The organism is Sphingobium sp., assembly GCF_036170395.1.
In the GTDB taxonomy this organism is placed as follows: Bacteria; Pseudomonadota; Alphaproteobacteria; order Sphingomonadales; family Sphingomonadaceae; genus Sphingobium.
In genome coordinates this window covers 165,088-188,984 of the sequence record NZ_JAVHPD010000007.1, presented here as the reverse complement: position 1 = coordinate 188,984, position 23,897 = coordinate 165,088, and the positions used below count along the sequence as shown (strand labels likewise).

Annotated in this window: 20 protein-coding genes; 8 read left to right on the top strand and 12 right to left on the bottom strand. The window is 63.7% G+C overall.

Annotated features, from left to right (window positions below; translation table 11 throughout):
• Window positions 1-71: 71 nt before the first annotated feature.
• From V2B31_RS20015 to V2B31_RS02500, 3 genes are all read right to left on the bottom strand, one after another.
• Window positions 72-413: a Rap1a/Tai family immunity protein gene (locus tag V2B31_RS20015; protein WP_409418347.1), complete on the bottom strand. Its 342-nt coding sequence runs from the start codon at window positions 411-413 to the stop codon at window positions 72-74.
• 72 nt (window positions 414-485) lie between these two features.
• Window positions 486-833, bottom strand: a complete 348-nt coding sequence (locus V2B31_RS02505) for a hypothetical protein (RefSeq protein WP_303696924.1) — start codon at window positions 831-833, stop codon at window positions 486-488.
• Between the two features lie 73 nt (window positions 834-906).
• A complete protein-coding gene (locus V2B31_RS02500; protein ID WP_303696923.1) occupies window positions 907-1,764 on the bottom strand; it encodes a DUF1259 domain-containing protein in 858 nt (285 codons plus the stop codon).
• A gap of 286 nt (window positions 1,765-2,050) precedes the next feature.
• On the opposite strand from V2B31_RS02500, the gene V2B31_RS02495 reads away from it, so the two are divergent.
• Both V2B31_RS02495 and V2B31_RS02490 read left to right on the top strand, forming a co-directional pair.
• Window positions 2,051-2,719 carry a response regulator transcription factor gene (locus V2B31_RS02495; RefSeq protein ID WP_066961358.1) on the top strand — a complete coding sequence of 223 codons (669 nt, stop codon included), beginning with the start codon at window positions 2,051-2,053 and terminating at the stop codon, window positions 2,717-2,719.
• Window positions 2,712-4,091, top strand: a complete 1,380-nt coding sequence (locus V2B31_RS02490; RefSeq protein WP_328274984.1) for a sensor histidine kinase — start codon at window positions 2,712-2,714, stop codon at window positions 4,089-4,091. Before V2B31_RS02495 ends, V2B31_RS02490 begins: the two co-directional genes overlap by 8 nt.
• Window positions 4,092-4,158: 67 nt before the next feature.
• Here the strand turns inward: V2B31_RS02490 and V2B31_RS02485 are convergent, their stop codons facing one another.
• From V2B31_RS02485 to V2B31_RS02470, 4 genes are all read right to left on the bottom strand, one after another.
• On the bottom strand, window positions 4,159-5,274 hold the full coding sequence (locus V2B31_RS02485; protein WP_328274982.1) for a Cj0069 family protein: 1,116 nt from the start codon (window positions 5,272-5,274) through the stop codon (window positions 4,159-4,161).
• Between the two features lie 14 nt (window positions 5,275-5,288).
• Complete coding sequence (locus tag V2B31_RS02480) at window positions 5,289-5,960, bottom strand: superoxide dismutase (RefSeq protein ID WP_303696920.1); 672 nt, start codon at window positions 5,958-5,960, stop codon at window positions 5,289-5,291.
• A 120-nt stretch (window positions 5,961-6,080) separates the two neighbouring features.
• On the bottom strand, window positions 6,081-7,325 hold the full coding sequence (gene chrA / locus V2B31_RS02475; protein WP_303696919.1) for a chromate efflux transporter: 1,245 nt from the start codon (window positions 7,323-7,325) through the stop codon (window positions 6,081-6,083).
• Window positions 7,326-7,351: 26 nt separating this feature from the next.
• Window positions 7,352-8,350 carry a chromate resistance protein ChrB domain-containing protein gene (locus V2B31_RS02470; RefSeq protein ID WP_328274976.1) on the bottom strand — a complete coding sequence of 333 codons (999 nt, stop codon included), beginning with the start codon at window positions 8,348-8,350 and terminating at the stop codon, window positions 7,352-7,354.
• Between the two features lie 643 nt (window positions 8,351-8,993).
• On the opposite strand from V2B31_RS02470, the gene V2B31_RS02465 reads away from it, so the two are divergent.
• From V2B31_RS02465 to V2B31_RS02445, 5 genes are read left to right on the top strand one after another with little or no spacing between them, the layout of a single operon-like run.
• Window positions 8,994-9,710 carry a DNA adenine methylase gene (locus V2B31_RS02465; protein WP_328274973.1) on the top strand — a complete coding sequence of 239 codons (717 nt, stop codon included), beginning with the start codon at window positions 8,994-8,996 and terminating at the stop codon, window positions 9,708-9,710.
• Window positions 9,707-11,044: a hypothetical protein gene (locus V2B31_RS02460; RefSeq protein ID WP_328274971.1), complete on the top strand. Its 1,338-nt coding sequence runs from the start codon at window positions 9,707-9,709 to the stop codon at window positions 11,042-11,044. The genes V2B31_RS02465 and V2B31_RS02460 overlap by 4 nt, the downstream gene beginning before the upstream one ends.
• A 24-nt stretch (window positions 11,045-11,068) precedes the next feature.
• Window positions 11,069-13,054 (top strand): AAA family ATPase, encoded by a 1,986-nt coding sequence (locus tag V2B31_RS02455; RefSeq protein WP_328274969.1) that lies wholly within the window; start codon window positions 11,069-11,071, stop codon window positions 13,052-13,054.
• Entirely contained in the window at window positions 13,051-13,668 is a 618-nt protein-coding gene (locus V2B31_RS02450) for a hypothetical protein (RefSeq protein ID WP_328274967.1), read from the top strand. Before V2B31_RS02455 ends, V2B31_RS02450 begins: the two co-directional genes overlap by 4 nt.
• Window positions 13,661-14,767 (top strand): hypothetical protein, encoded by a 1,107-nt coding sequence (locus V2B31_RS02445; protein ID WP_328274966.1) that lies wholly within the window; start codon window positions 13,661-13,663, stop codon window positions 14,765-14,767. Before V2B31_RS02450 ends, V2B31_RS02445 begins: the two co-directional genes overlap by 8 nt.
• 214 nt (window positions 14,768-14,981) lie before the next feature.
• On the opposite strand, the gene V2B31_RS02440 is transcribed toward V2B31_RS02445, so the two are convergent.
• From V2B31_RS02440 to V2B31_RS02430, 3 genes are all read right to left on the bottom strand, one after another.
• Window positions 14,982-16,190, bottom strand: a complete 1,209-nt coding sequence (locus tag V2B31_RS02440; protein WP_328274965.1) for a tyrosine-type recombinase/integrase — start codon at window positions 16,188-16,190, stop codon at window positions 14,982-14,984.
• A 128-nt stretch (window positions 16,191-16,318) separates the two neighbouring features.
• A complete protein-coding gene (gene trmB, locus V2B31_RS02435; protein ID WP_328274964.1) occupies window positions 16,319-17,014 on the bottom strand; it encodes a tRNA (guanosine(46)-N7)-methyltransferase TrmB in 696 nt (231 codons plus the stop codon).
• 61 nt (window positions 17,015-17,075) lie between these two features.
• Window positions 17,076-18,164, bottom strand: a complete 1,089-nt coding sequence (locus V2B31_RS02430; RefSeq protein WP_328274963.1) for a hypothetical protein — start codon at window positions 18,162-18,164, stop codon at window positions 17,076-17,078.
• Between the two features lie 460 nt (window positions 18,165-18,624).
• On the opposite strand from V2B31_RS02430, the gene V2B31_RS02425 reads away from it, so the two are divergent.
• A complete protein-coding gene (locus V2B31_RS02425) occupies window positions 18,625-20,829 on the top strand; it encodes a calcium-binding protein (RefSeq protein ID WP_328274962.1) in 2,205 nt (734 codons plus the stop codon).
• A 60-nt stretch (window positions 20,830-20,889) separates the two neighbouring features.
• Here V2B31_RS02425 and metK read toward each other — a convergent pair whose 3' ends face one another.
• Window positions 20,890-22,095: a methionine adenosyltransferase gene (gene metK, locus V2B31_RS02420; protein WP_328274960.1), complete on the bottom strand. Its 1,206-nt coding sequence runs from the start codon at window positions 22,093-22,095 to the stop codon at window positions 20,890-20,892.
• Between the two features lie 60 nt (window positions 22,096-22,155).
• Window positions 22,156-23,889 (bottom strand): apolipoprotein N-acyltransferase, encoded by a 1,734-nt coding sequence (gene lnt / locus V2B31_RS02415; RefSeq protein WP_328275205.1) that lies wholly within the window; start codon window positions 23,887-23,889, stop codon window positions 22,156-22,158.
• Window positions 23,890-23,897: the final 8 nt, after the last annotated feature.

Sequence of the window (23,897 nt, the reverse complement as noted above, 5' to 3'; positions counted from 1 at the left end):
ATCAGATACCTGCCAGAAACAACCCTATCTGAGCGCCGCTGCGGAGCGATTGGGAATGACGCAACTTCCTCCTATCGTCGTGGCGAGCAAGGCCAAGCTTCAGCCAATGCTTGTTCGGCGCCAGCGACCATGTGAACGTCCATGAAGTAGGTATTGTCTTCTGCCCAGCGCAGATAGGCTGAACGCAATCTATTCCGATCGTAACGCGGCGCCCCACACTCGCTACCCCGCGCCACTATCATCATGTCCAGCACGCCTTGAAGGTACGCGCCGCACGCTGGGTTGTTGGCGCGGCAACTTGCAACAAGTTCAGAGCCGTTCGTGTGAGTCGGTTGTTCCTGCGCATAACTAGAAGCAGCGAGCACGACGGATGATAGACACGCTCCGATGCTATAACCGATAGTCCTAAACATACTTGATCCTCGGATGTTGTTGTCAAGGAATGGGCCTTACCCTCATTCAGGCCCATTCAGGCGAGTGAGAGTTCAGTCGCCATCCTCATCGCTGTCGTTTTCATTCCCGAGGATTTGGCCTGTCGGCGTTACGAACAGCTCCACGTTCTTGCCAGTTTGGTCCTTGCCTTCGATCTCGTAGAGCGTGCTGCCGTCCGCCTTTCTGGTCACCAGCTCGGCTTCGCGGACGGACGCGAGTCGTGTGCGTGCGGCGTTCATCGCGGCCGCCGGCACCTGGTCGAGTGCGACTTCTTCCTCGCTATGCTCGCCGATAATGCGGTTTTCGTTCGCCTCATGGTTCTGCTGCGCCGCGAGCGCCACGCCTGCCACCGCCAACACAGCAGCGCTGGCTCCGATGACGAGAGTTCGTTTGCTAGCCATGTTCCGTTCCACTTCCTTCGGGGCCGGGGGATGAACGGGCGGCGGTCGCGGCCCGACTGGCCGTCGTCCGATCTTAATTTTGTCGATTGTTCATTGTGTCGAGTGCCGAGCGGAGACCGCGTGCGAGCTTTGCCGCGTCGTCATTGGCCCAGAAGTGCAGGAAGAACAGGCGCGGCTCGTCGTTCAACATATGATTGTGAAGCGCGGTGACTTCGATCCCGTTCGCTCGAAGCGCTCGAAGGACGGGGTCTACTTCGCTCGCGATGAGGACGAAATCGCCCGTGATCGCCGCCTTGCCGCCGCCGGTAGGCTGAAAATTGATTGCGGTCGCGGTTCCCATTGATTGAGGCGTCACCATGCCGCCATCCATGAGCCGCTCCGCACGGGGAATACTGTATTGCAGAACGCCGCCATTGACCCTGCCTTCGGCTCCCATCAGCTCGTCCAAAGCATCGGAGTTGAGATCGAGGCGGGAGGGTGCTCCCGCGCCAGGAGACGGTGGAGACATTGGGGTGCGGCTTGCGGCAATGGCTTGGCGCAGCGCCGCCGCCAGCCTTACCGGATCGCCATGCGCAGCTATGTGCATGTACATGGTGCCGGGCGCAGACCGCAGCAGGTGGTTGTGGAGCGCGGTGATGGTGAATCCGCCTTGCAAAAGGCGGGTCATCACGGGGTTCACTTCCTCGTGCGTGAGCACAAGATCGCCCATTACCATCACGTCGTCGCCCATCGGCTGAAACGCGGCCCAGGAGCCGAGCGCCAGCGAAGGCTCTATCGAGACGCCATCCAAGACAACGCGCAGGTCGGAGCGAGGAAATCCGTAGCGACGAACTCCGTCGGCCTGCTCGACGCCGACGCGCCCCAGCGCGGCGTCAACCTTCGTCCATTCCGGTGCCGCCCAAGCAGGCGCGGCTAGCAGCAGCGTGGCCAACCCCGATAACAACACCGTTCGCATAGTTTTGCTTCAACTCCTGATGCATAATGACATGCTGGTCGATGCTTCTTCGGGCACGCCAAGGCTGCGAGACTCATGCATCGGCGCGGACCGCAAGGCACCTTGTAGATTCACAAGGTCCGCTGGCGGCATTTTGCACTACAACGCGCAAACATACCCTTGTGCGAAAGCGGCCGGCGGCAAACGACACTGGCGTGCATTGTCGATGCTGCTCGCACAAGGCTATGGTTCTCCAACAACGCAGAGGAGATGCCTCCGCACTATGCGCCTGCTACTGATCGAGGATGACGAGGATACGGGGAGCGCTGTCGTTGAAGCGCTGCGTGCTCGTGGTCACGCCGTGGATTGGGAGGAGGATGGGAAAAGCGGACTTGATCGCGCCGCGAGCGGCGCCCACGCGTTGCTGATCGTTGACCGAATGCTGCCAGAGATGGATGGGCTATCGGTCGTCACCGAGCTGCGCCGTCGGCAAGTCGTAGCACCCGTGCTGATGCTTACGGCGCTAGGCTCAGTGGGCCAACGAGTCGAAGGTCTTGAAGGTGGCGCCGACGACTATCTTGTCAAACCGTTCGCAATCGCCGAACTCGTCGCGCGCGTTGAAGCGCTGCAGCGCCGCGCAGCCGGCCCGCCCAGCATCCTCTCGCTGGGCGACTTGACGCTCGACCGCCTCGCTCGGACGGTGCGGAGAGGCGACACGCCGATCGAACTAATACCGCGCGAGTTCCAGCTTCTCGAACTACTGATGCTGAACTCGCCGGCCGTGCTCACGCGGTTGATGCTGCTGGAGACCGTGTGGAAGTTCCGTTTCGATCCTGGCAGGAACCTCGTCGAAAGCCATATCAGTCGGCTGCGGGCCAAGATCGATCGCGGTGACGATCCCCCCCTGATCCATACCGTGCGTGGGGAAGGCTATGCCGCTTGGAGTGATTAGCCGGCTGTTGCGCTCGACGGTGTCGCGTCTTGTTGCCCTCAACGCGCTTCTGCTCGTCATCAGCATGGTCGCCGGCGCGCTCGGCGGCTGGATCGCAACGCGTGGGGTCGTTGAACGCGAGGCTCGAAACCGCATCGAGCTGGAGTCGCATGTCATCGCCGTCGAGGCGGACCGGGGAGGGCTTGATCGCGCACTGGCCATGATCCGGACGAAGGCCGAACGGCCGGGTTCGCCTGAGTATTATCTCATTGGTCCAGATGGACGCACGTTGATCGGCGACCTTCAGGTGGTGCCGCGAGAGACCGGTTGGCATTTCGCCGATCAGCCTTCGCCGCGACCTGGCATCGAGGGCGTTCATTTACTGGCGCTGACGCAACGCCTTCCCGATGGCTCCCTTCTAATCGTCGGGGAGGACATGGAGCGAAGCGAAGCGATCCGCGACGCTGTTTTCGGGGCCACTCTGATCGCCGGCGGAATCGCGTTGGTCTTTGGCATCGTCGCAGGCCTCTTTGCCACACGGCAAACGCTCCGCCAGATGAAGCGGATCAACGTCACTGTCCGCGCGGTCGAGGGCGGAGATCTCTCTGCGCGGACTGGAGCTCCAGTTCACGCGCGCACCGATCTTGATCAACTCGCGTTGGCGATCGATCGAATGCTCGACCAAATCGACACGCTCGTCGCCACGATCCGCCGCGTGTCGGCGGAGGTCGCGCATGACCTGCGCACGCCGCTGACACGCGTGAGGCACGCGGTCGAAACGGCGCTCGCGCAGCCCGATGGCGAGAAACGGACCGCGGCGCTGGGACGGGCGATGGCGGGGCTCGACGAGGCGCTCCGTCTGTTCAGCGCGGTGCTGGAGCTGGCGGAGATCGATGCCGGTAATGCTCGCGCGCGATTTGAGCCGATCGATCTGGCGGAGATCGTGGACCGGGTGGTGGATGCCTACCGTGCGGAGATTGAGGCTTCCGGCCGCCACATCTCGGTCCGCTCGGTTCGCACGGCGGTCGCCGGTGACGCCGACTTGCTGGCGCGCGCGCTCGCCAACCTGATCGAGAACGCGCTCAAATACTCCCGTGAGCACGCTCGGATCGATGTTTCGGTCACCGAGCACGCGGGCACGGTGACGATGGCGGTCGTGGACGACGGTCCTGGCGTAACCGATGGCGAGGTCGAGGAGATGTTGCGCCCGTTCGGGCGCTTGGACCGAGCGCGGCGTAAATCCGGCAACGGTCTCGGCCTCGCGATCGCCGACGCCGTGGCTCGGCTGCACCGCGGAACACTGACCTTTGCACGGCTCCAGCCGGGCCTGGCCGTCGAAATCAGACTACCGCGGGAATTGGCGGAGACGGCCGCCTTGAACGCGCATCGCTGACTAAGCGCGACCGAAAACGCTCCGCTAGTCCAGAGACCGACTAGCGTGTCCCGGAACGCGCGAACGCTTATGCCGGCGAAGCGGCGGTTCCTCGGCCGGCGACACGGCGCTCCCGCGCGGCAACCGCGCGCCGATACGCGGCCTCGGCTACCGTCCGCACGGCGCTGGGCGGAAACGGCGCTACCGAGCTGACGTTGATCTCGCACAAGACATAGCTGTCCGAGCCGCGATCATCCTTTGGCCCGTAGAGGAAGTCAGCATCCCAGAGCAGCGGGAGCTCGTCACGCTCGACGGCGAGGATGTGCTGCAAACCAGGTATCCACGACTGTTCCATATTGTCTCTGAGCGACTGAAAAGCGCCCGCATCGGCGGGGTGCATGACCCGTGGACCTGGCTGCGCCTCCGGCGAGTCGATCCCTTCGGAGGGTGGCGGCAACAGCGCGCGGATCAGTTGATGCCCGAAACCGACGACCTTGTCCGCGCTGACATAGCAGCGAATCATGCCGTCTCCGAGCCGCGGCTGGAAGGGTTGGTCGATAAGGCATTCGCCCCGCTCGAAATAGGGTGCGAACCGATCGATCAGGGCATCGAGGGGCATCTCAAGCGGAACGCTGCCCCGCGCGGCGTGAAGGACCGAAACGTTGGGTTGGGCGCCGCGCCCCCGGTCAACAACTTCGACCCGCCACACGCCCCGGCCGCCATTGCTCCGGTTTTCCTTGAGCACACGCGCCCCGGAAGCGAGGCGTTCGGGGAGCAGCGCGCGCAGTTCCTCTAGATCGGCGTAGCGGTGGGTGTCCGTGCCCCAGCCTAGCGCGCGCGTGGAATGAAGCACGTTTTTCACGCCCATCTTCGCGATGACATCGGGATGCGCACTGATCGAGACGCCCGCCCCCGCCGCCTCGTGCAAAATCGGATCGATCCTTGAGCGGTCACCGGCGTCGCTGATCGGGTCGGCCCAGACCATCACGCCGTCGCAAGTCAGCAGACGGTCGCGCGCTGTACCAGCCGTCTCGTCGGCATATCCAATCGCCTCGACCTCGCCGCCCAGCTCACGCAGGGCTGCCATGATCGGCCACTGGCGCGCGCTGTGCGCGTCCGCGGGGCTGGTAGGGACGTCGGTTCGCCACAGCAGGCCGATCTTGGGGCAAGCGGCCAAGGCTGACTTCGCTCGCTTCCCGTTCATCGCCGCTTTCCAACTCAGGCGCTGGCCGCGGCGATCGCATGCGCATAGCGGCGGTCGACTGCTTCCCAGTCGAGGTTCTTGAACCAGGCATCGATATATCTGGCTGCCTGGGTGCCATAGTCCATGTGGAAGCTGTGCTCGTACATATCGAGGACGAGCACCGGCACGCCAGCCGCCGCGCCGTGCATATGGTCCCAAGCCCAGTGATTGTTGAGCGAGCGGGTGTGGAGGTTGTAACCCAGGATCGTCCAGCCCGACCCTCCCGCCAGGCTCATGCCGGTGCGCCGGAACTCGGCCTCCCAGTTCGCGAACGAGCCGAAGGCGGCGTCGATCGCGTCGCGGACCGAACCGGCCGCCTGACCGTCGCCGCCCAACCCGTCGAAGTAGATTTCATGCAGCACCACCGAGCCGGTACGGTGCAGTTCCTCGCGCTTGAGGCCGCCGTAGATGGCAGGCGGCGCTTCGGTATCGGCGAGCGCGGCGGCCAGCCGTGGCCGCAATGCGTTCAGCGTCCTGACCGAGCCGGCATAGTTGTTCTCGTGATGCGACGTGATCAATCGCTCGGACAGGCCCTCGAGCTTGGCCGGATCGAACTTGAGCGGCTTGATCTGATGGTTGCTGGCAAAGGCGGGTACAGTCGGCGGCGCGGCGGCCGGCGTCTGGGCGGAGGCTTCGTTGATCGTCATGGCGGCGGCTCCTATGCCTATGGTTGCGATTGCACTGCGTCGGGAGAGATTGTCGATCGCCACGTTCGGTCCTTTCCAACATGATTGATTAGGCTGCGTAAGAGTGATGGTGCGTCGCGATCATCCGAACAGGGCAAGGCCCGTCCCCGCCGCGGCGAGAACAACCCACAGGATCGTCGTTTTGGCCTTGAACACATAAAGGAGCGCGAGGGCGACGGCGAAGATTGCGAGCGGGATCACCACGCCGGGCACGTTCACGAGAGTCTTTTGCCCTAGTTCCAGCGTCGTGGCGGCGATCAGCCCGACGACCGCTGCGGATATTCCCTCTAGGAAGGTCTTGATCTTTTCGTTGTCTACCAACCGTTCAAGCTGGTCATGAAAGAACAGAGAAAAGCTGAATGCCGGCAGGAAGATGCCGATCGTCATGACGATCGCTCCGAGTGGGCCGCCGCCGAAATATCCGATGAACGTCGAGAAGATGATCAGGGGCGCCGGCAGAATTCCCGATAAGGCGAGCCCGTCGAGGAACTGCGCATCCGTCATCCATCCATTGCCGACCGCATCTGCACGCAGGAACGGGATGACTGTGTAGGCCCCGCCAAAGGTGAGGAGCCCGGCCTTGAGGCCCGAGATGAAAAGCTCCAGCAGCGACGGCTTTTGGTTTGCGATGGCTTGCGCCGAGACCGCATCCCCACCGACCGTACTGCCGAAAGTGACCCAGGCGAAGTAGAGGCCGACCCCGACGAGCACGGCCATGAGCAGGCCGGCCATCACCCGCTGATGGCGCGCCGCGAACATATAGACGAGGCCCGCGATCGGCAGGGTGAGCCAGAACGGAGTGCCGACGAGGGCCGCCAGGCCGGCGACGCCCGCGATACCCCAAAGCCAGCGGTCGAGCAGGATGTGACCGCCAATCCGGTGCACGGCGCGCACGATCAGGGCGATGACGGCGGGTTGCACTCCGAGAAATGCTGCGGTCGCGGCGGCAGTCTGCATGATCCCGGTGGAGAGATACAGCCACGACAGCGCGAACATTAGGACGAAGCCCGGCATCATGAATCCCAGACCCGCAAGAAGGCCGCCGAGCTTTCCCTTGGGAAGCGTGCCGAAGAAGACGCACAGCTCGTGCGCCTCCGGACCAGGGAGCACCTGATAGACGGCGAGGATGCGGTTGAACCTGGCGCTGGAGACCCAGTGTTCCTCATCGACCAGCTCACGGCGGATCATCGCGATCTGGGCGATCGGGCCACCCCAGGCCAGGAAGCCGAACCGCAGGAACTTCGCGAAAATCTGCGCATAAGAAAGGTCGGGCAATGTGCCTCCGTTCTCAGGATCCAATGCCCCACCCGCCACCTTTGTGCTCATTCGCTACGTTCCTCAGATCATGATCGTCATCCCTCGACCGATGGTCGAACGCGCTGCGCTGACTGCCGATCGAGTGGACTGCCCAGAGTGAAATGCGTGTAGAAGCCGTCCAGCGCGTCGCTTGCGTTGGCGATCCGCTTGAGATCGTCATCTGTGGACGCGCATACGCCTGCAAGCATGGCACCAAGGCCTGGCGTCTCGGAGCGCCCGAACTTGCCGTCCGCTATGTCCAGGTCATGGATAATCTCGCCGATCGCGACGAGTGCGGGATCATCTTCGAGCCTAGCGCGCCTCACGATCGTCTCGAAGCTGCACCGGTCTTGTTCGTGGGTGAACTCGGCATCGGCCATGTCGAAGCGCAGCTCGCCCGCATCGGGCGTGTAGCTCCTGCCATCGACGAACTTGAAGCTGGCGTGGGGGTCGACGAATCGTCGGATCAGCCAAGCGCAGGCGATGCGATCGACATGGACGCCGCGCCGCGTCACCCAGACACGATTCTTGAGGTCGGCGGGCGAAAACGCAGCCGCTTCGCCCGTGCGGCCGACATCGGGATGGGCATAGCGCTTTTCGCCCAACTCCCGCAGCGCCGCCTCCGCACCTTGACGGCCGTGAGCGCCAAAGAAGTCTAGCCGGACAATCTCGGAAAGCCGTCTCTGGAGTTTCGCAATCTCGGCCCCCGACGTCGGCCCGGTGTCGAGCAGCCTGTGTGCGGCCAGGGCCACCTCGTCATAGTCGGCGTCACGCGCAGCGTCGAAAAGCCCTCGTAGCTCCGCGTCGCTTTGGCCTTCGATCATCTGCGCGTTGATCAGCACCGCCTCGCCGCCGCTGTTCGTGATCTCTCCCAGCAGGTCGCGGAATGCGGCTTCGTTTTCCTCGCGACGGGGGAGCACATGAACCGCGTTTTTGAGCGGCACCGCGCCAATCGCTTGTAAGCGACGCCAAATCTTCACGCGCATGTAGGGTGGCTTCGCGGGTAGTTGGTGCAGCAGTGCTAACCAATGTTCCGGGTCGGGCGAGGATTCCATAGCACATGCGTATCACCAAGAATGTTAAAATGAAACACATATATCTCAGTTCCAAGCGGAGATAAGCCGCCGGCGCGCAATCGGTTCAAAAATGGCAAGGCTGGCGGTTGGACGGCGCGCCCGTCTCGAAAGGGCAGTCGGTCAGGGACGGGTCCGCTGCGTGCGAGATCAATGGACCCGCTACGATGGTTCAACTTAGGAAGCGGGCTACTTCCCCCCGCTTTTCGTCCGTCAATACAACCATCCTGCAGGCTCGGCGGAGTAGTATTAGTGGCTGGCTATATCGGGGAAGGGCGGCACGTTGCGCAGATTGGCGCTTCTAGCGTAGCGTTAACGGCGATACGTATTCGTTACCTTTATCCTGCGCGGGGCGCCAAATGCCGCCGATTGTCGCCGTCTTCTACGCAGGGACCGCAGCGGCTACGACCAATCAAACCGCTGGGCGTTCAAAGTAGTAGGGGCGGCGGAGCGCTTCGGTAATTTCGTTCGAATCGCTCCGGGTGAAGTAGCGGATTCTGATTTCACATCCGTCGGCGGACAGACTTTCTCAAAATCCTGAAGCGGGCATCATTCTGGTCCGGCCATCCGCCAGCTCTCTTCATCGCGCTTGACTGCATCGTCAAAAATGGCGATGAGTGCGCGCATGGGATATGCGGGCGGAAAAGGGCGGCTCTGGCAGGACATCGTGTCCCTGATGCCGCCGCACGACACTTATATCGAAACGCACCTAGGCGGCGGCGCGGTCATGCGCAACAAGCGCCCGGCGCGGGTCAGCATCGGCGTGGATATCGACCCGCAGGTCGTCCGCGCGGCGAGCGCCTGGAACGTGCCGGGACTCGTGCTGCATACCGGCGACGCACTCGCATTTCTCGCCGGCTACGCCTTCGACGGCGGCGAACTGCTCTACGTCGACCCGCCCTATGTCGCGGCCACCAAGAAGAACCGCCGCTACTACCGGCACGAATATACCGACGAGGATCATTGCAGGCTCCTCGACGCCCTCCTGAAGCTCGACTGCCGGGTCATGATCTCCGGCTATCCCTCGGCGCTCTACGAGCAGGCGCTTCAGGGATGGGAGGTCAAGGAACTCGTCAACGTCAGCCATGCCGGGCCGCGCCACGAACGGCTATGGGCGAACTTCGAATTCTCGCCCGACCTCCACGACTATGCGCCGATCGGGGGCAGCTTCCGCGAGCGGGAACGCATTCGCCGCAAGACCAGCCGATGGGTGCACAAGCTCGCCCGGCTGCCCGACCTCGAGCGCCGCGCGGTGCTCGCCGCGCTGATCCAGTCGTCAGACATCGAGCCTGGCTTCGCCGAGCGCCTGCTTACCGGCCGGAGCCGAGGACGCGCGGCATGACGGAATTCTGGCGCGCGCCCCTGGCGGAGACGGTTCGGACCTCGCAGCGCCTGGCGCGCCGCCGAGTCGCACTGAGCGATGTCGGCAACTGGCTCGAATGCTATGCCGAAGCCGCGCCGACCTCATCGAACCAGGGCGCGGCCAACATTCCCTTCCAACGGTGGTTCCACTTCAAGGAAGCCTTTTCCCCCAAGTTCGTCGCCGACACCCTGGGCGCGCTGCCCTACAAGGTCGATCGATGCCTCGATCCGTTCGGAGGCAGCGGCACGACCGCCGTGACCTGCCGCATGCTCGGCATCTCGTCGGACGTCATCGAGGTCAATCCGTTCCTGGCGGATCTCATCGAAGCCAAGCTTACGCCCGTGCCGGCCGCCAGCTTCTGCGCTTCCTATGATCGCCTGCTGTCGGACCTGGAGAGCGAGCCCGGCGACTGCCTTCCCATCGAGGGCATGCCGCCGACGATGGCCGAACCCGGCGTCAAAGGACGCTTCGTCTTCGCCGCCGACGTCTATGCGACAGTCCGCGCGATCGTTCGGGCATCGGCCGCCCTGCCGCCCGACGAGGCACGACTGCTCAGGGTGCTGCTGGGGTCCGTGCTCGTCCCCAACAGCAACGTGACCATCAATGGCAAAGGCCGGCGCTACCGCCGCGGCTGGGAAACGCGGCCTCGCTCGGCCGCCGACCTCATCGCCAGCCTCGACGATGCGGTCGACATGGCCGCCGCCGACCTCACCTCCTATGCCGGACCGCGCCGAGGCCGCCATGTGGTCCATCGCGGCGATGCCCGGAGCACGCTGGCGAACGTCGACAAGGCGGACGTCGCGGTCTTCTCGCCGCCTTACCCCAACTCCTTCGACTATACTGACGTCTATAATCTCGAATTGTGGATGCTCGGCTATCTGAAGTCCGGCCCCGATAATCGCACGTTGCGCCATCAGACCCTGCGCTCGCACGTGCAGATGAAATGGCGCGAGACGCAGCGCGTAGCCGCCTCGGCCGCGCTTGAGGATACGCTCGGCGCGCTGCGCCGCGCCAGGCGCGACCTCTGGAATCCCCACATTCCCGAGATGATCGGCTTCTATTTCGACGATCTCGCCATGATCTTCGCGCAGCTCCGTAGAATTCTTGCGCCCGGCCGGCACGCCGTCGTCGCGATCGGCGACAGCCAATATGGCGGCATCCACGTCGATGTCGCCTCCATTCTCGTCGAATGCGTGCAGCCTCTGGGCTTTCGCCTGACCGAGAGCGGCGCTATCCGATCAATGCGCAACAGCTCGCAGCACGGAGGGGGATTCGAGTTGTCCGAACACTGCCTGGTATTCGAGCGCGTGTGACGCGGAGTTGGGGGGAGACGCCAGGTGCCTGACATTGCCGATCGAAAGATCTCCCTGCCGACGATCGCGCGGGTCGCGCTTGCGAACTTCGACCTCTATTCCAACGAGCCGAATGCCCGTGCCGAGATCGAACGTCCGGTCTTCTGCCTCATCGGCGCCAATGGCCTCGGCAAGTCCACCTTCCTGAACACCATCAATTTCGCGATCACCGGCGCGATCCCCGATCCCAGCCGCAAGTTCCAGTCGGCCCACGACTATCTCCGCAACGCCGGGCGCGCCGACCGCGCCGACGACTATTTCAGCGGCCGCATCAGCGAGCATGCCCGCCCGATCGCAAGCGTCACCGTCGACCTTGCCTGGCCGACGACCACCGTGAGCGTCACCCGCGACCTGTTCGGCACCGCTGGAGTCACGCGCCTGGCAATCGCCGACCTGGCCTCCGGCGCTACCGACGTTCACCAATCGAGCGACGATGACGGCAGCGACCTGACTGGCCTCTATCAGGCCAAGGTTCTCGCGCTGGCCGGCCTCGAGGATTTCGCACAGTTCGTCTTCCTCATGCATTTTGTAGCCACCTTCGACGAAGGCCGGCATCTCTTGATGTGGGACGACGCGGCGCTCACCAATGCGCTGTATCTTGCGTTCGGTGCCGATCCCGTCGCGGCAAAGGCCGCGGATAAGCTCCAGCGCGACATGGACCGGGAAAGCTCGCGCGGCCGCAACGTCCGCTTTTCCGCGCGGCACGTCGCCGATCGCATCAAGCAGCTCGCCGATCTGCTCAAGGGCACCGAAACCGACGACCATACGACCGGCGCCGAGCTTCAGGCCCAGCACGACGCGCTTGTCAGCCGGCAGGCCGAGGCCGAGCAGCGCATGCGCCGCAAGCAAGCCGAGTTGCGCGACGCCGACCTCAAATGGACCGACCTCAGCGCCTCGCTCACCGAAACCCAGCTCGAATATCGCCGCCTGTTCTCGAGCCGGCTGCAGCAATCCTCCTCGGTCGACCATCATCCGATCGTCCGCGCTACTCTGTCGGAGGATCGCTGTGCGCTTTGCGGCACCGTCCATGTCGCCGCGAAGATTCAGGCCGCCCTCGACAAGGGCGATTGCCCCTTGTGCGACAGCGTTCTCGACCGATCAGGCGCCGATGCGGACGCCATCGCCCAACTGCAGCGTCTCGATCGCGAGATCGCCCAAATCCGCGACGACCTCGCCACGATCCTGAACAGCCGCGCGCGCATCAGCGACGAATTCGCCGCCGCCCAGGCGAGCGAGGAGGCGGCAGCCGAGGAGCTTAGGCAGTTCGAGGAGAAGGAGGCGGCGGGCCTCGCCAAGGTGCAGAGCGGCTCCAGCTTCTCCGCGATCCAGCAGGAAATCGACAAGCTCGAGAAGGAACGCCAGGAATTTCTTGCTCAGAGCGAGGCGCACTACAAAAAGCGCGACGAGCTGCGCGATCAGCTTCGCGTCCACGAAAAGGCGCTCAAGGCGCAGTATGAGGCGGGTTCCGAGCGCTTCGTCCCCAGGTTCCGCGAGCTCGCCGAGGACTTCATCGGACTGCCGATCGACGTCGAGTTGGAGCATCGTCAGGGTGCCAACGATTCCGGCTTCGGCCTGCGGATGCGCATGGACGACCAGTTGCGCGCGCAGCCCGATACCGTGTCGGAAAGCCAGCGCTTCTTCATCGACATCGCGCTGCGCATGGCGCTGTCGGAATATATGGCGGACGGCGCCGCCACGCTCCTGGTCGACACGCCCGAAGGCTCGCTCGACATCGCCTATGAGGCGCGCGCGGGCTCGATGTTCTCGAAGTTCGTCGCCGAAGGCAATCGCGTGCTGATGACCGCCAACTTGCGCAGCTCGCAGCTCGTGCTGCGTCTCGCCGGGCTTCAGAAAAGCGCGGGGATGCAGATCGTGCGCATGACCGACTGGACCGACCTGAGCGAGGTGCAGCAGACCGAGGAAGTGTTGTTCACCCAAGCCTATGACGCGATCGACGCGGCGCTCACTTGACCAGCGCGGCCGACATCATTCCCGAAGCGTATTTCGACGCCGTGGCGATCGCCGCCGATGCGCCGGCGTCGGTCATGCCGATGACGGTCATCGAAGCCCATCTCTATGCCTATCTCGGCTGCATCCTCGGCCTCTTCAAAGGCCAGGCGGTTGGCGATTGGGGCTATCCGTTCGCGGTCACGTCCGAAGGATTCCCGTTCAGCGTCCAGTTTGAGACGGCACGGTCGATGGTCGTCGCGCGCGGCTTAGTCGACGAGGATGGAGCGGGCTTGATGAGCGCGCGCCACGACGAGCTGGCGGCGGAGATCGGCAGCCTTCTGACCCTGGGTTCCTGGGTCGACCGGCGCCAGTGGCTGCGCGCGGCGACGCAATGCGCTCTCGCGCTTCCGGTCGGCTCGATCCGCCATGCGATCGGCCAGACGCCGGGCTTAGCCGCCTCGGTCCGGCTAGGCCAGCGGCGCCTCCTGCTCCAGGCCGACGACATCGAGCTGCTCTACGAGGAATATGGCATCGTCAGTTCGGTGCTCGGTGCCGACGTGAAGGATCTGCTCTCGCCCGCAGTCATCTGGCTGTCCGCGCGGATCCTGCGGACGGAGGACGCGCCCGTTGATTAACCTCGAAAACGTCCAGGCGCTGGTGCGCATGGCCTATCTCCCGCACGCGAGCGAGGCGTTCGGCGAGCCGGGCGCGCGCGCGATCACCGCGCTCCTCGATGCCGTCAAGCTGATCTATCAGCGCTATCCGCCCGAAAGTCTGGGCGGGACGCTGACGGTCATGATCGGCATGAGCGCGACGCCGGCGGCGCCTATGGTCGCCGCCTGGGGCGCACCGTCAGCGTTTCAGACTTATGAGGAACTCGGCACCGCGCTCGCCGGCGCGGATGACGGCGCGCACTGCCTGATCGAACTGGTGCCGGATGGCACTTTCCGTTTCCTTCAGCTCGGATCGGATATCGACCTCAAGGCGGCCGCCGCCGACGCGCTAGTCTATCGCTACGACAGTGGCGTCGACCGGATTCTCGCCAAACACCACGACGACTATGTCCAGAAGGTCTCACCGATCCTCGCCAGCAATTTCGCCAATGCGACGCTGAACAGCCTTGAGGAGGCGCTTTCGCGCTACAGCGAATTCGCTCGGGAAACGAAATGCCGCATCCTGGCGGATGTCTGGGAAGGCGGCGTCGATGGTCCGCGGCTGGTCCTGGTTAACCGGCCCGAATCGATCATGCGGGACTCGCTTATCCAGGCACTGCAACTGGTCCTGCGCGACGCCAATGCACGGCCCGAGCACAACACCGACGAGACCAAGCCGGTCGATGTCCGCGTCGAATGGTTCGCCTCCGGCGCCGCCGCGCTGATCGAGGTCAAATGGCTCGGACGGTCCACCGCGCGGTCCCGCAACCCTGCGCCGGAGCCCACTTATACCGACTATGGGCCGCCCCGCGCCCAGGAAGGGGCCGACCAGTTGGCCGACTACCTCGACCGCGAAGTGCGGCACACCGCCAGCACCGCAACGCGCGGCTATCTTGTGGTCTTCGATGCGCGCCGCCGAAACATCCGCAGCGCGGCCGATCCGCTCGTCGAGGCGGACGCGATGCACTTCGCGAACGACGTCCTTCGCTATGATCCAGATCATTCGCAATCGCGCGACGATTTCGCGCCGCCGGTGCGATTCTTCCTAAATCCGAGAAGGTCGCACTTTGCGCCTGTCTGAATTCGAGACCAATTATTGCGCAGTAGGACTAATGGCTTCGCAGTACGGCGTAGGGCGATAGCCGGCATCTGGCGGCAGTCCTATAGTAGTATAAACGGCGACTCATATTCGTCAGGTTTATCCTGCGCGGGGCGGCGCGCCCGGAAGGATTCGAACGTCGCCTTCGCAGAACCATGAAAAGCCAGCTACTGAGGTAGCGTAATAGGCTGCAGCGCTATTTCTGGACTTCTGCGATGGCGCTGGTGAGGTGATCGTTCCACATTGCCAGCGCCTCGCGCTTTTCAGGCTTCCAATCGTGACGTTGATAGATGCCCGCAACGCCGGAACGCGAGCCTCCAACGTGATTGAGGACGGCTTCGGTTACCTCGAAGCGCACGCCGAGCCGTTGAAACCCGGTCGCCAGTGTTCGCCTAAGGTCATGGAGGCGCCACGGCGGCATCGAGCTGCCGCCGTCCTTCGAAATCAGCTTATCGAGCTTCGTCTTGCCCTTGTGATAAGCCGTGAACGCGGCACCGGTCGCTGTTGGAAACACCCTTCCACGAACTGGCCACTTTTCGCTCCCCGCCACTTTGTCGAGTTCGGACACCGCGAGGTCATTGAGCGGGATGGTGGTCGGCTCGCCGTTCTTCGTCCGATCGCCGGACAGCCGCATCTCACGTTCAGCGCGATCCAACTCCTGCCAGTGAAGCCCGCCGATCTCTTCACGACGCTGGCCGGTAGCAATCAGGAGTCGCACGATCGACCCAAAGCACCGATGGCATTCCGGGGCATGAATCCAGACCCTCGCCAACTCGCTGTCGCTCAGCCAGCGCTCGCGAGGTTTAACGGCTTTCGGCGTTTCCATGCCTTCCATTGGGCTTCTGTCGATGTCGCCACGGCTCACAGCCCATCGAAATAGGCGCCTCAGGACCGCGAACACGTTGCGACGATTGGCGGCCTGATTTTGCGGCATGCTATCGAACACGGCCACCACATCAATGCGCGTGATTGCGGGAAGCGCCTTGTCCCGCAAGACGGGTTTGACGTGTCGCCGAAGTGATCGTGTTACGAGTGTCGACCAACCTTTCCCTTTGCAGTCGGCCGCAAAGCGGTCGGCGTAGTTGGAAAAGGCAAGGTCGACAGCTTCGCGCCGTCGCTGCTTGTCCGATTCGACGGGGTCGATCCCTTGGGCGACGAGGCGGAGGAGTCTCGTCGCCTCCTCGCGAGCGGTGAAGGGCGTCCATGGCGAGCCATGACCGCCGATGGTGAAGCGACGCGTCTTCGCCTCGCGGCCACCCATCCGATACTGGACGACATAGGACGCAGAGCCGCCTGCAGTAATCTTGAGTCCGAACCCCTTCAGTTCGTCATCCCAAAGGAAGCCGGTAACAGCCCCCGCCTGGAGAGCATCAAGGGTTCGCTTGGTGATTTTTCCGGTGGCCATGACGAACCTCATGTACCAAAAAAGTAATCACCCAGCAATCACCGAAACGGAAACGGGCGGCGGCAGGCGGCGGTGCGTTTCGGCTTAAGCTACTGATAACACTTAGAACGACAGGCTAAGTCGTTGACCTAAATCCGCCGGTATCGGAAGTACCACACCTCATGCCCCAGCCGGCGGGCCTTGGCCTCGTAACGGGTTTCGGGCCAGCCGCCGGGACGGTTCTGGAAGTCGCTGGGTTCGTTCGCCAGCCACTCAAAATCGGGATGACCATTCATCACCATCAGCGCCCAGCGCAGATAGACCGGATGGTCGGTGCCGAACCGGAACTCGCCACCGGGCTTCAGCTTCCGTGCGATCATCGCCACCGGGCCGGGGTTCATCATCCGCCGCTTGGCATGGCGGGCCTTAGGCCAGGGGTCGGGGTGGAGCAGATAGACGAAGCTCAGCGCCCCGTCGGGGATGCGGGTGAGCACCTGTAGCGCGTCGCCCATATGCAGCCGCACATTGCCCAGATGCCGGTCGCGGACATGGCCCAGCGCCTGGACGACGCCGTTCAGGAACGGCTCCGCGCCGATGAAGCCATGGTCGGGCAGCAGGTCGGCGCGCGAGGCGAGATGCTCGCCGCCGCCGAAGCCGATCTCGAAATGGAGCGGGCGATCATAACCGAACAGTCCGGCGGCGGTGACCTCGCCCTCCTCGGGCACCGAAATGGCGGGGAGAAGCGTATCGACCAGTTCCTGCTGCCCCTTGCGCAGCTTCGCCCCAGACTGGCGGCCATAGAGGCGGTTGAGCGTGGTTGGGTCGCCGGATTTATGCGCAGTCATGGCTGGGCGACCTAGCGGGCGAGGGCGGGGTGGGCAAGCCGCGGCGCTCATCCGATAGCGTCTATTTAAGGGCGTCGGAGGCGATGGTGATCTGGCTGCCCTTGCCCAGCATGCTGGTGGTGGAAAGCGGGGTTTCGCTTTGCACGATCTGCACCGCCTGCATTGGGGCCGGCATGGTGGCGTAATTGGGATATTGCTCCCAGCGGTCATGCTTCATGACCGTGACCCCGAACGGGGTCGGCTTGCCCGCGCCGGCTTCCTTAGCCAGCAGGCCGACCACCGGATCGCGAGTGATATCGATCAGCACGCCGGAGTCGCCCAGCGGGATGATATACCCCCCGTCTTCACCCATATGCTGATACAGGGGCAGGCGGCCCATGATGCGATCAGGGTGGATGCACAAGGTGGGCGGAGCCGGCGCCCGCTTCTCCTTCGCTGCCTTCTCGGCGTCATCCCGGGCCACCCTGCCGCGTATCGCCGCCAGCAGCAGCGTCGCGCCATCTTGGGGTGCTTTCTCGGCCAGCGGACCGAACTGCAGCGGCGCAGCACAGGGCGTCAGCGGTTCGGCGAGCGCGAGCGGCGGCAGCTTGGCAGGCCATGCGATCCCGTCCATGATCCGGGCGATCAGCGCGTCCGTCTGCGCGGCATCATGTGTCGGCGAGGTCAGGCGCAGCTTCACCACCCATTCGCCGACCCCGATCAGCGCGACCCCGCTCGACCGGCCGATCTTCGTAATGGTGAAGGACTGGCGCAGCCCTGCCGCCACCGGGTGGCCGGGCAAGGCGAAAGTCGCCGGCACGCCTGCGGGCGTAACCGTGCCGAAACCCTCATTGGTGGCGATCATCGTCGCGGCGACATCGAACCAGAGCGCCGTGGTCGGCATCGCCGCATGATAGACATAGATGTTCACATGCGCGCGGCTGAGCGGATCGTCATAGGCGATCGACATGTCGAGTTGCGGGCCGCCGCTCAGATCCTGCACGGCGCTTCGGGCAAATCCCGCTATGGCGGGCGGAAAGCCGATCCGGCTGGCTTTATGCGTCCAGCTCCGGTCGAGCCTGACAGCGACATCCTTGATCTTCGGCGGCTGGCTGAAGGCCGGCGCTGTAGCGAGGAAGAGAGCGGCAGCCAGCTGTACGATGCGCATCATATCGGCTTCTCCCTCCCTTAACTCTTGTGCAAGACCAACGGTAGCGAGCTTGGTAAAGAAAGCAAGTCATCGGGCTGACAGCGGTGGAATGCGACCAATTAATCGAAGAAGACCTGTAAAGGCGCGCAACGCCTGCAGTACCGACCCGCGACAAAGTAGAAATTCTCGGGCTGCCTTCATCATCGGCGGCAGATGCCGGCGGCCGGATCATCTATGACAACGCGAGCGGTGCGCTGTTCTTCGATGCGGATGGGTCGGGCGGCGGTGCGGCGGTGCAGTTCGCCACGCTGACGCAGGGACTTGCGCTGAGCGCTGCCGATTTCTTGGTGATTTGAAGCGCGGCGGCACCCGGGCCGCTCGCCATGCGCTGAATTGTCATGTAAAAGCGGTAGGATGGTAGCAGGTCGCACTGTGTTGATGCCCATTGCCTTGCCGGCAGTGCGGACTGGGTGGAGAGTGGATGATGACGGACTATGTCGGCGGGCCTGAGGATAATGTGTTCCACATCACCCACAGGGATGGCGCTTCCGATATAGACGGTGGCGCCGGGTTCGACATATTGAATGTCGATTATTCCGCTTATCCGGCGCTGTATCCAATCGGTGTCGCTTTGAAGCCGGATCAGATCACGTTTAATACGAAGTACAATGTCTTCACTTCATATTTCTCCAATATCGAGCATATAAACATCAAGCATTACTGGGGTGGCGTCAGTGTCAGTTCGATCCTTATCAACGCCACAGTCGATGGTAGTGGACGAGCATCAGTTTTGCTAAATGTTTCCGACGAAACAGCAGGTCGGATTTTTACATATGATCGCGATGGCATAAATAAAATCGGGAACGTGACTTTTTATAACACAGGCGGCCTGAGCTTAAGGGGAGGTTCAGGAAACGACGTTTTTTCTGATGATCCTGAAAGTCGCGGTGGAGCGACATTCTACGGTGGCGGCGGTAACGACATATTGCGCGGCAGCAATCTTTATGGCGAAGATGGCGACGACATTCTGTATGGCGGTTCGGGCGGGACAATGTTTGGGGGCGCCGGAAATGATGTGCTCCATATTACGCAGGGCGCGAACTACTTGTTGACCGTGTCCGGCGGGGCCGGAGACGATGTCTTCATCGTCGAGGGAGAGGCTGGAGAAGACTTCTGGATCGAATTCGAAGATGATGCAGGCATCGACGAAGTTCGGACCAGCCTGACCAGCTATGAGCTACCTTTGTGGGGCGATATTGAGATACTGACTGGCACGTCCGATGCGGGGCAGACGCTGACCGGCAGTATCGGGCGCAACGTCATTCGGGGCGGAGCCGGAGACGATAGGCTATATGGTCGGTCTGGCGACGACACCATCGACGGCGGCCTGGGCAACGACATGCTCGACGGGGGGCACGGTGTCGACAGCGTCATTTACGAACATGCGGTCGCCGGGGTGGTGGTCTCGCTCCAAGCCGGGACGGCCAGCGGCGCGGCGGGCCGCGACCTGCTGACAGGTTTCGAGAATGTGCGTGGGTCAGCGTTTGACGATGTGCTGACCGGCGACGATGGCGCCAACGTGCTGACGGGGCTCAGCGGTGCGGATGTGATACGCGGATTGGCCGGCGACGATCTGATCGACGGTGGCCCAGGTGATGACCAACTCGACGGCGGTGACGGTTTCGACGTCGTCAATTATGAACTCGCAGGCGCCGGGGTTGTGGTGTCGCTTGCGACCGGGGTGGCGAGCGGCGGGGCTGGCAATGATCTGCTGTCGGGGTTCGAGAATATCCGGGGATCGGCGTTCGACGATGTGCTGACCGGCGACAATGGCGCCAATGTGCTGACGGGGCTGGGCGGCGCGGATGCGTTGATCGGTTTGGGCGGCAACGACGATTATTGGATCGACAATGTCGGCGACACCATCGTCGAAGCGGCGGGCGGCGGCTATGACCGGGTGTTCGCCAAGGTCGATTATACACTCGCAGACAATGTCGAAGCGCTGACGCTGCTGGGGCGCGGCAATATCGATGCGACCGGCAATAACAGCGACAATGTGCTGACCGGCAATAGCGGCGACAATCGCTTTATCGGGCGCGGTGGCGAGGACGTGATGATCGGTGGGGCGGGCGACGACATCTACCACGTCAACAGCAAGGGCGATCAGGTGGTCGAAGGTGCCAAGGGCGGCATCGACCTGATGATTAGTTCCATCTCCATCAAGCTCGCGGTGCTGTCCGAGATCGAGAATGTGCGGCTGGTGGGCAGCAGGGACTTGAGTTTGACGGGCAGCGCGTTGGACAACGAGTTAAGCGGCAATGCCGGAGACAACATCATCCGAGGGCGCGACGGCAACGATGTTCTGACCGGTGGGGCCGGAAGTGATCGTTTCGTGTTCGATACATGGTCTTCCTATTACAACGTTGACCGGATTACAGATTTTGTCGTGGGGGAGGATAGCATCTGGCTTGCCCGCACCGTGTTCCGCGGGACAAAGGGCGCGCTGCCGGCCGATGCCTTCGTCGTCGGCAGCGCGGCGGTGGATGCCAGCGACCGCATCATCTATGACAGCACAAGCGGCGCGCTGTTCTTCGACGAGGATGGATCGGGGAGCGGGGGGGCGGTGCAGTTCGCCACGCTGACGCCGGGGCTGGCGCTGAGCGCGGCCGACTTCCTGATCGTCTGACGTGCAAAAAGGGCGCCGGATGATGCCGGCGCCCTTTTGCTTTCGACGGCGTGGCGCTCGTTACAGCGCGGCCTTGAGGTCGTCGATCAGGTCGAGCCGTTCCCAGGGGAAATAGTCGCCTTCCGGCGTGCGGCCGAAATGGCCGTAGGCGGCGGTCTTGCGGTAGATCGGCTTGTTGAGGCCGAGATGGGTGCGGATGCCTCGCGGGGTCATGCCGCCCAGTTTCTCGATCTTGCCGATCGCTTCCTCGATCTTGTCGTCGCCGACCGTCCCGGTGCCATGGGTGTCGACATAGAGCGACAGCGGCTTGGCGACGCCGATGGCGTAGGCGAGTTGGATCGTGCAGCGCTGGGCGAGGCCGGCGGCGACGATGTTCTTGGCGAGGTAGCGGGTGATATAGGCGGCCGAGCGGTCGACCTTGGTCGGGTCTTTGCCCGAGAATGCGCCGCCGCCATGGGGCGAAGCGCCGCCATAGGTGTCGACGATGATCTTGCGGCCGGTGAGGCCGGCGTCGCCGTCCGGCCCGCCAATCTCGAAGCTGCCGGTCGGGTTGATGTGATAGACGGTCTCGTCGCTCAGCAGCGCGGCGGGAATGACCTTGGCCACCACCGACTTCACATAGGCGTGAAGCTCGGCTTCCTTCTCGCCCTGGTCATAGCCCGGCGCGTGCTGGGTCGAGACGACGATCGCGGTGCAGGCGACGGGCTTGCTGCCTTCGTAGCGGAGCGTCACCTGGCTCTTGGCGTCGGGTTCGAGGAAGGGAGCCGCGCCCGAATGGCGGTCGGCCGCCATAGTCTCCAGGATCTTGTGGCTGTAATAGAGGGTGGCGGGCATGAGGTCGGGCGTGTCGTCGGCGGCGTAGCCGAACATGATGCCCTGGTCGCCCGCGCCTTCATCCTTGTTGCCGCTGGCGTCGACGCCCTGGGCGATATGGGCCGACTGGCCGTGCAGGTTGTTTTCGAAGCGGAAGCTCTTCCAGTGGAAGCCGTCCTGCTCGTAACCGATTTCGCGGACGGTGTTGCGGACCGTGGCTTCGATCTCTTCCTTCGCGCCGGGCGCCCACTCGCCATTTTCATAGACGCCCTTGCAGCGGATTTCTCCGGCGAGGACGACGAGCTGGGTGGTGGTCAGCGTTTCGCAGGCGATGCGGGCTTCGGGGTCTTTGGAGAGGAACAGGTCGACGATGGCGTCGCTGATCTGGTCGGCGACCTTGTCGGGATGGCCTTCGGACACGGATTCGGAGGTGAAGAGGTAGGTCGAACGCATGGTTGCTCCAGTCTGATGCTGTGTCTGCGTATAAAGAAAACTTTATGTGCAGCGGACGCCTTAGCGGCTGGCGCGGCGGCTGGCAATGGCGAGGCCCAGCAGCAGCGCGGCGAAGAGGAGGGGGAGGAGGTTGCCGAAGCGCGCGAAGAGGGTCGGCGGGAGCGCCGGGGGCAGGGCGGAGTCGAGATAGCCGGCGCGGTTGAGGCCGAGCGAGCGCAGCACCTGGCCGCGTGCGTCGATGACGGCGGAGACCCCGGTGGGGGTGGAGCGGAGGATGGGGATGCCCTCCTCCAGCGCGCGGAGGCGAGCTTGCGCGAGATGCTGGACCGGACCCCAGCTGCCGAACCAGGCGTCGTTCGAGGGGTTGAAGAGGAACGCGGGGCGGTTGGCGCGGTCGATGACGTGCCCTGAGAAGATGATCTCATAGCAAATCTGCACGCCCATCTTGAGCGGCGGGCGGCCGGTGGCGGGAGAGAGGGCGAGACTCTGCGGGCCGGGGCCGGGCCAGAAGTCGGCGTCGCCGGGGACGAGGCGGGAGAGGCCGATCGGCTCAAGGATGTTCCGCATCGGCAGATATTCGCCATAGGGCACCAGATGCGCCTTGGAATAGCGGCCGGCGATGGTCGCCTGCGGCGTCACGATCCAGAGGCTGTTGTTCGCGCCGGCGAGCTTTTGCGTGGTGACGCCGTTTTCGGTGACCGGCCTGAAATAGACCTTGTCCGCGCCGGTCATCAGAAGGTCTCCGGGGCCGAGGAGGGCGGCCAGGCGGGCGCGCCAGTCGGGTTCGAGGTCGAGATAGGCGGGGATGGCGGCTTCGGGCCAGAAGATGAGGCGCGGGGCGGGGCGGGGCCGGCCGGAGAGGGCGGCGAGAGTGCGGAAGTGGCGGACTTCGGCTTCGGGCGAGTATTTCTCGCCCTGACCGATATTGGGCTGGACGATGCGGATGCGGGGCGCGCCGGGGGGAGGCGGTGGGCCGGGGCGAGGCGGCGCGGACAGGATCAGAAGCGGCAGGAGCGGGAGGATTACGCCTAGTGGCGACAGGATTGCGTAGGAGGGCCAAGTGCCATCCTTCCAGGCCGAATTCAGACCGACCTTCCAACCATGCCACCCCGGCGTTGCGTTCATCCAGTGGCGGACGTGATGCAGCAGTGCACCAGCAATGACGACGGTTGTTGCCGACAGCCCATACGTGCCGATGAGGGTGGCGGCGATCGCGGCCCCGGTCGGCAGCAGGGTGACGCCGAGCGGGTTCCAGGCGAAGCCGGTGAAGAGGGTGGCGCGGAGATATTCGTTGATGAGCCAGGTGGCGGCGAGGAAGAGGGGGAGGGGGAGAGGCGACAATCCTCCCCTTGCAGGGGAGGTGGCTGGCCGCAGGCCAGACGGAGGGGTGTTCCCCTCTCGATAGGGGGACACCCCTCCACCACTTCGTGGTCCCCCTCCCCTTACAGGGGAGGATTGGTTGAGCCACCATGCCGTCAGGGTCGCTAATCCCGGATAGATTGCGAGATAGAGCGAGAGCAGGATCACCGCGCCATAGCCGAACCAGTGCGGCATGGTTGCCTGGAAGGTGAAGGCGTGGGCGATCCAGTTGAGGCCGAGGGTGAAATGGCCGACCCCAAACAGCCAGCCGCGCAGGAAAGCGGCGCGGCGATCAGGGGCGCGTTCGATCAGCAGGATGAGGAGGGCGAGGCAGGCGAGGGTGACGGGCCAGAGCTTGAGCGGCTCGAACCCGGTCGCCGACAGAAAGCCGGCGATGAGGGCGGCGAGCTTCGGGCGGGAGAGGATCGCCTGCATCGCGGCGG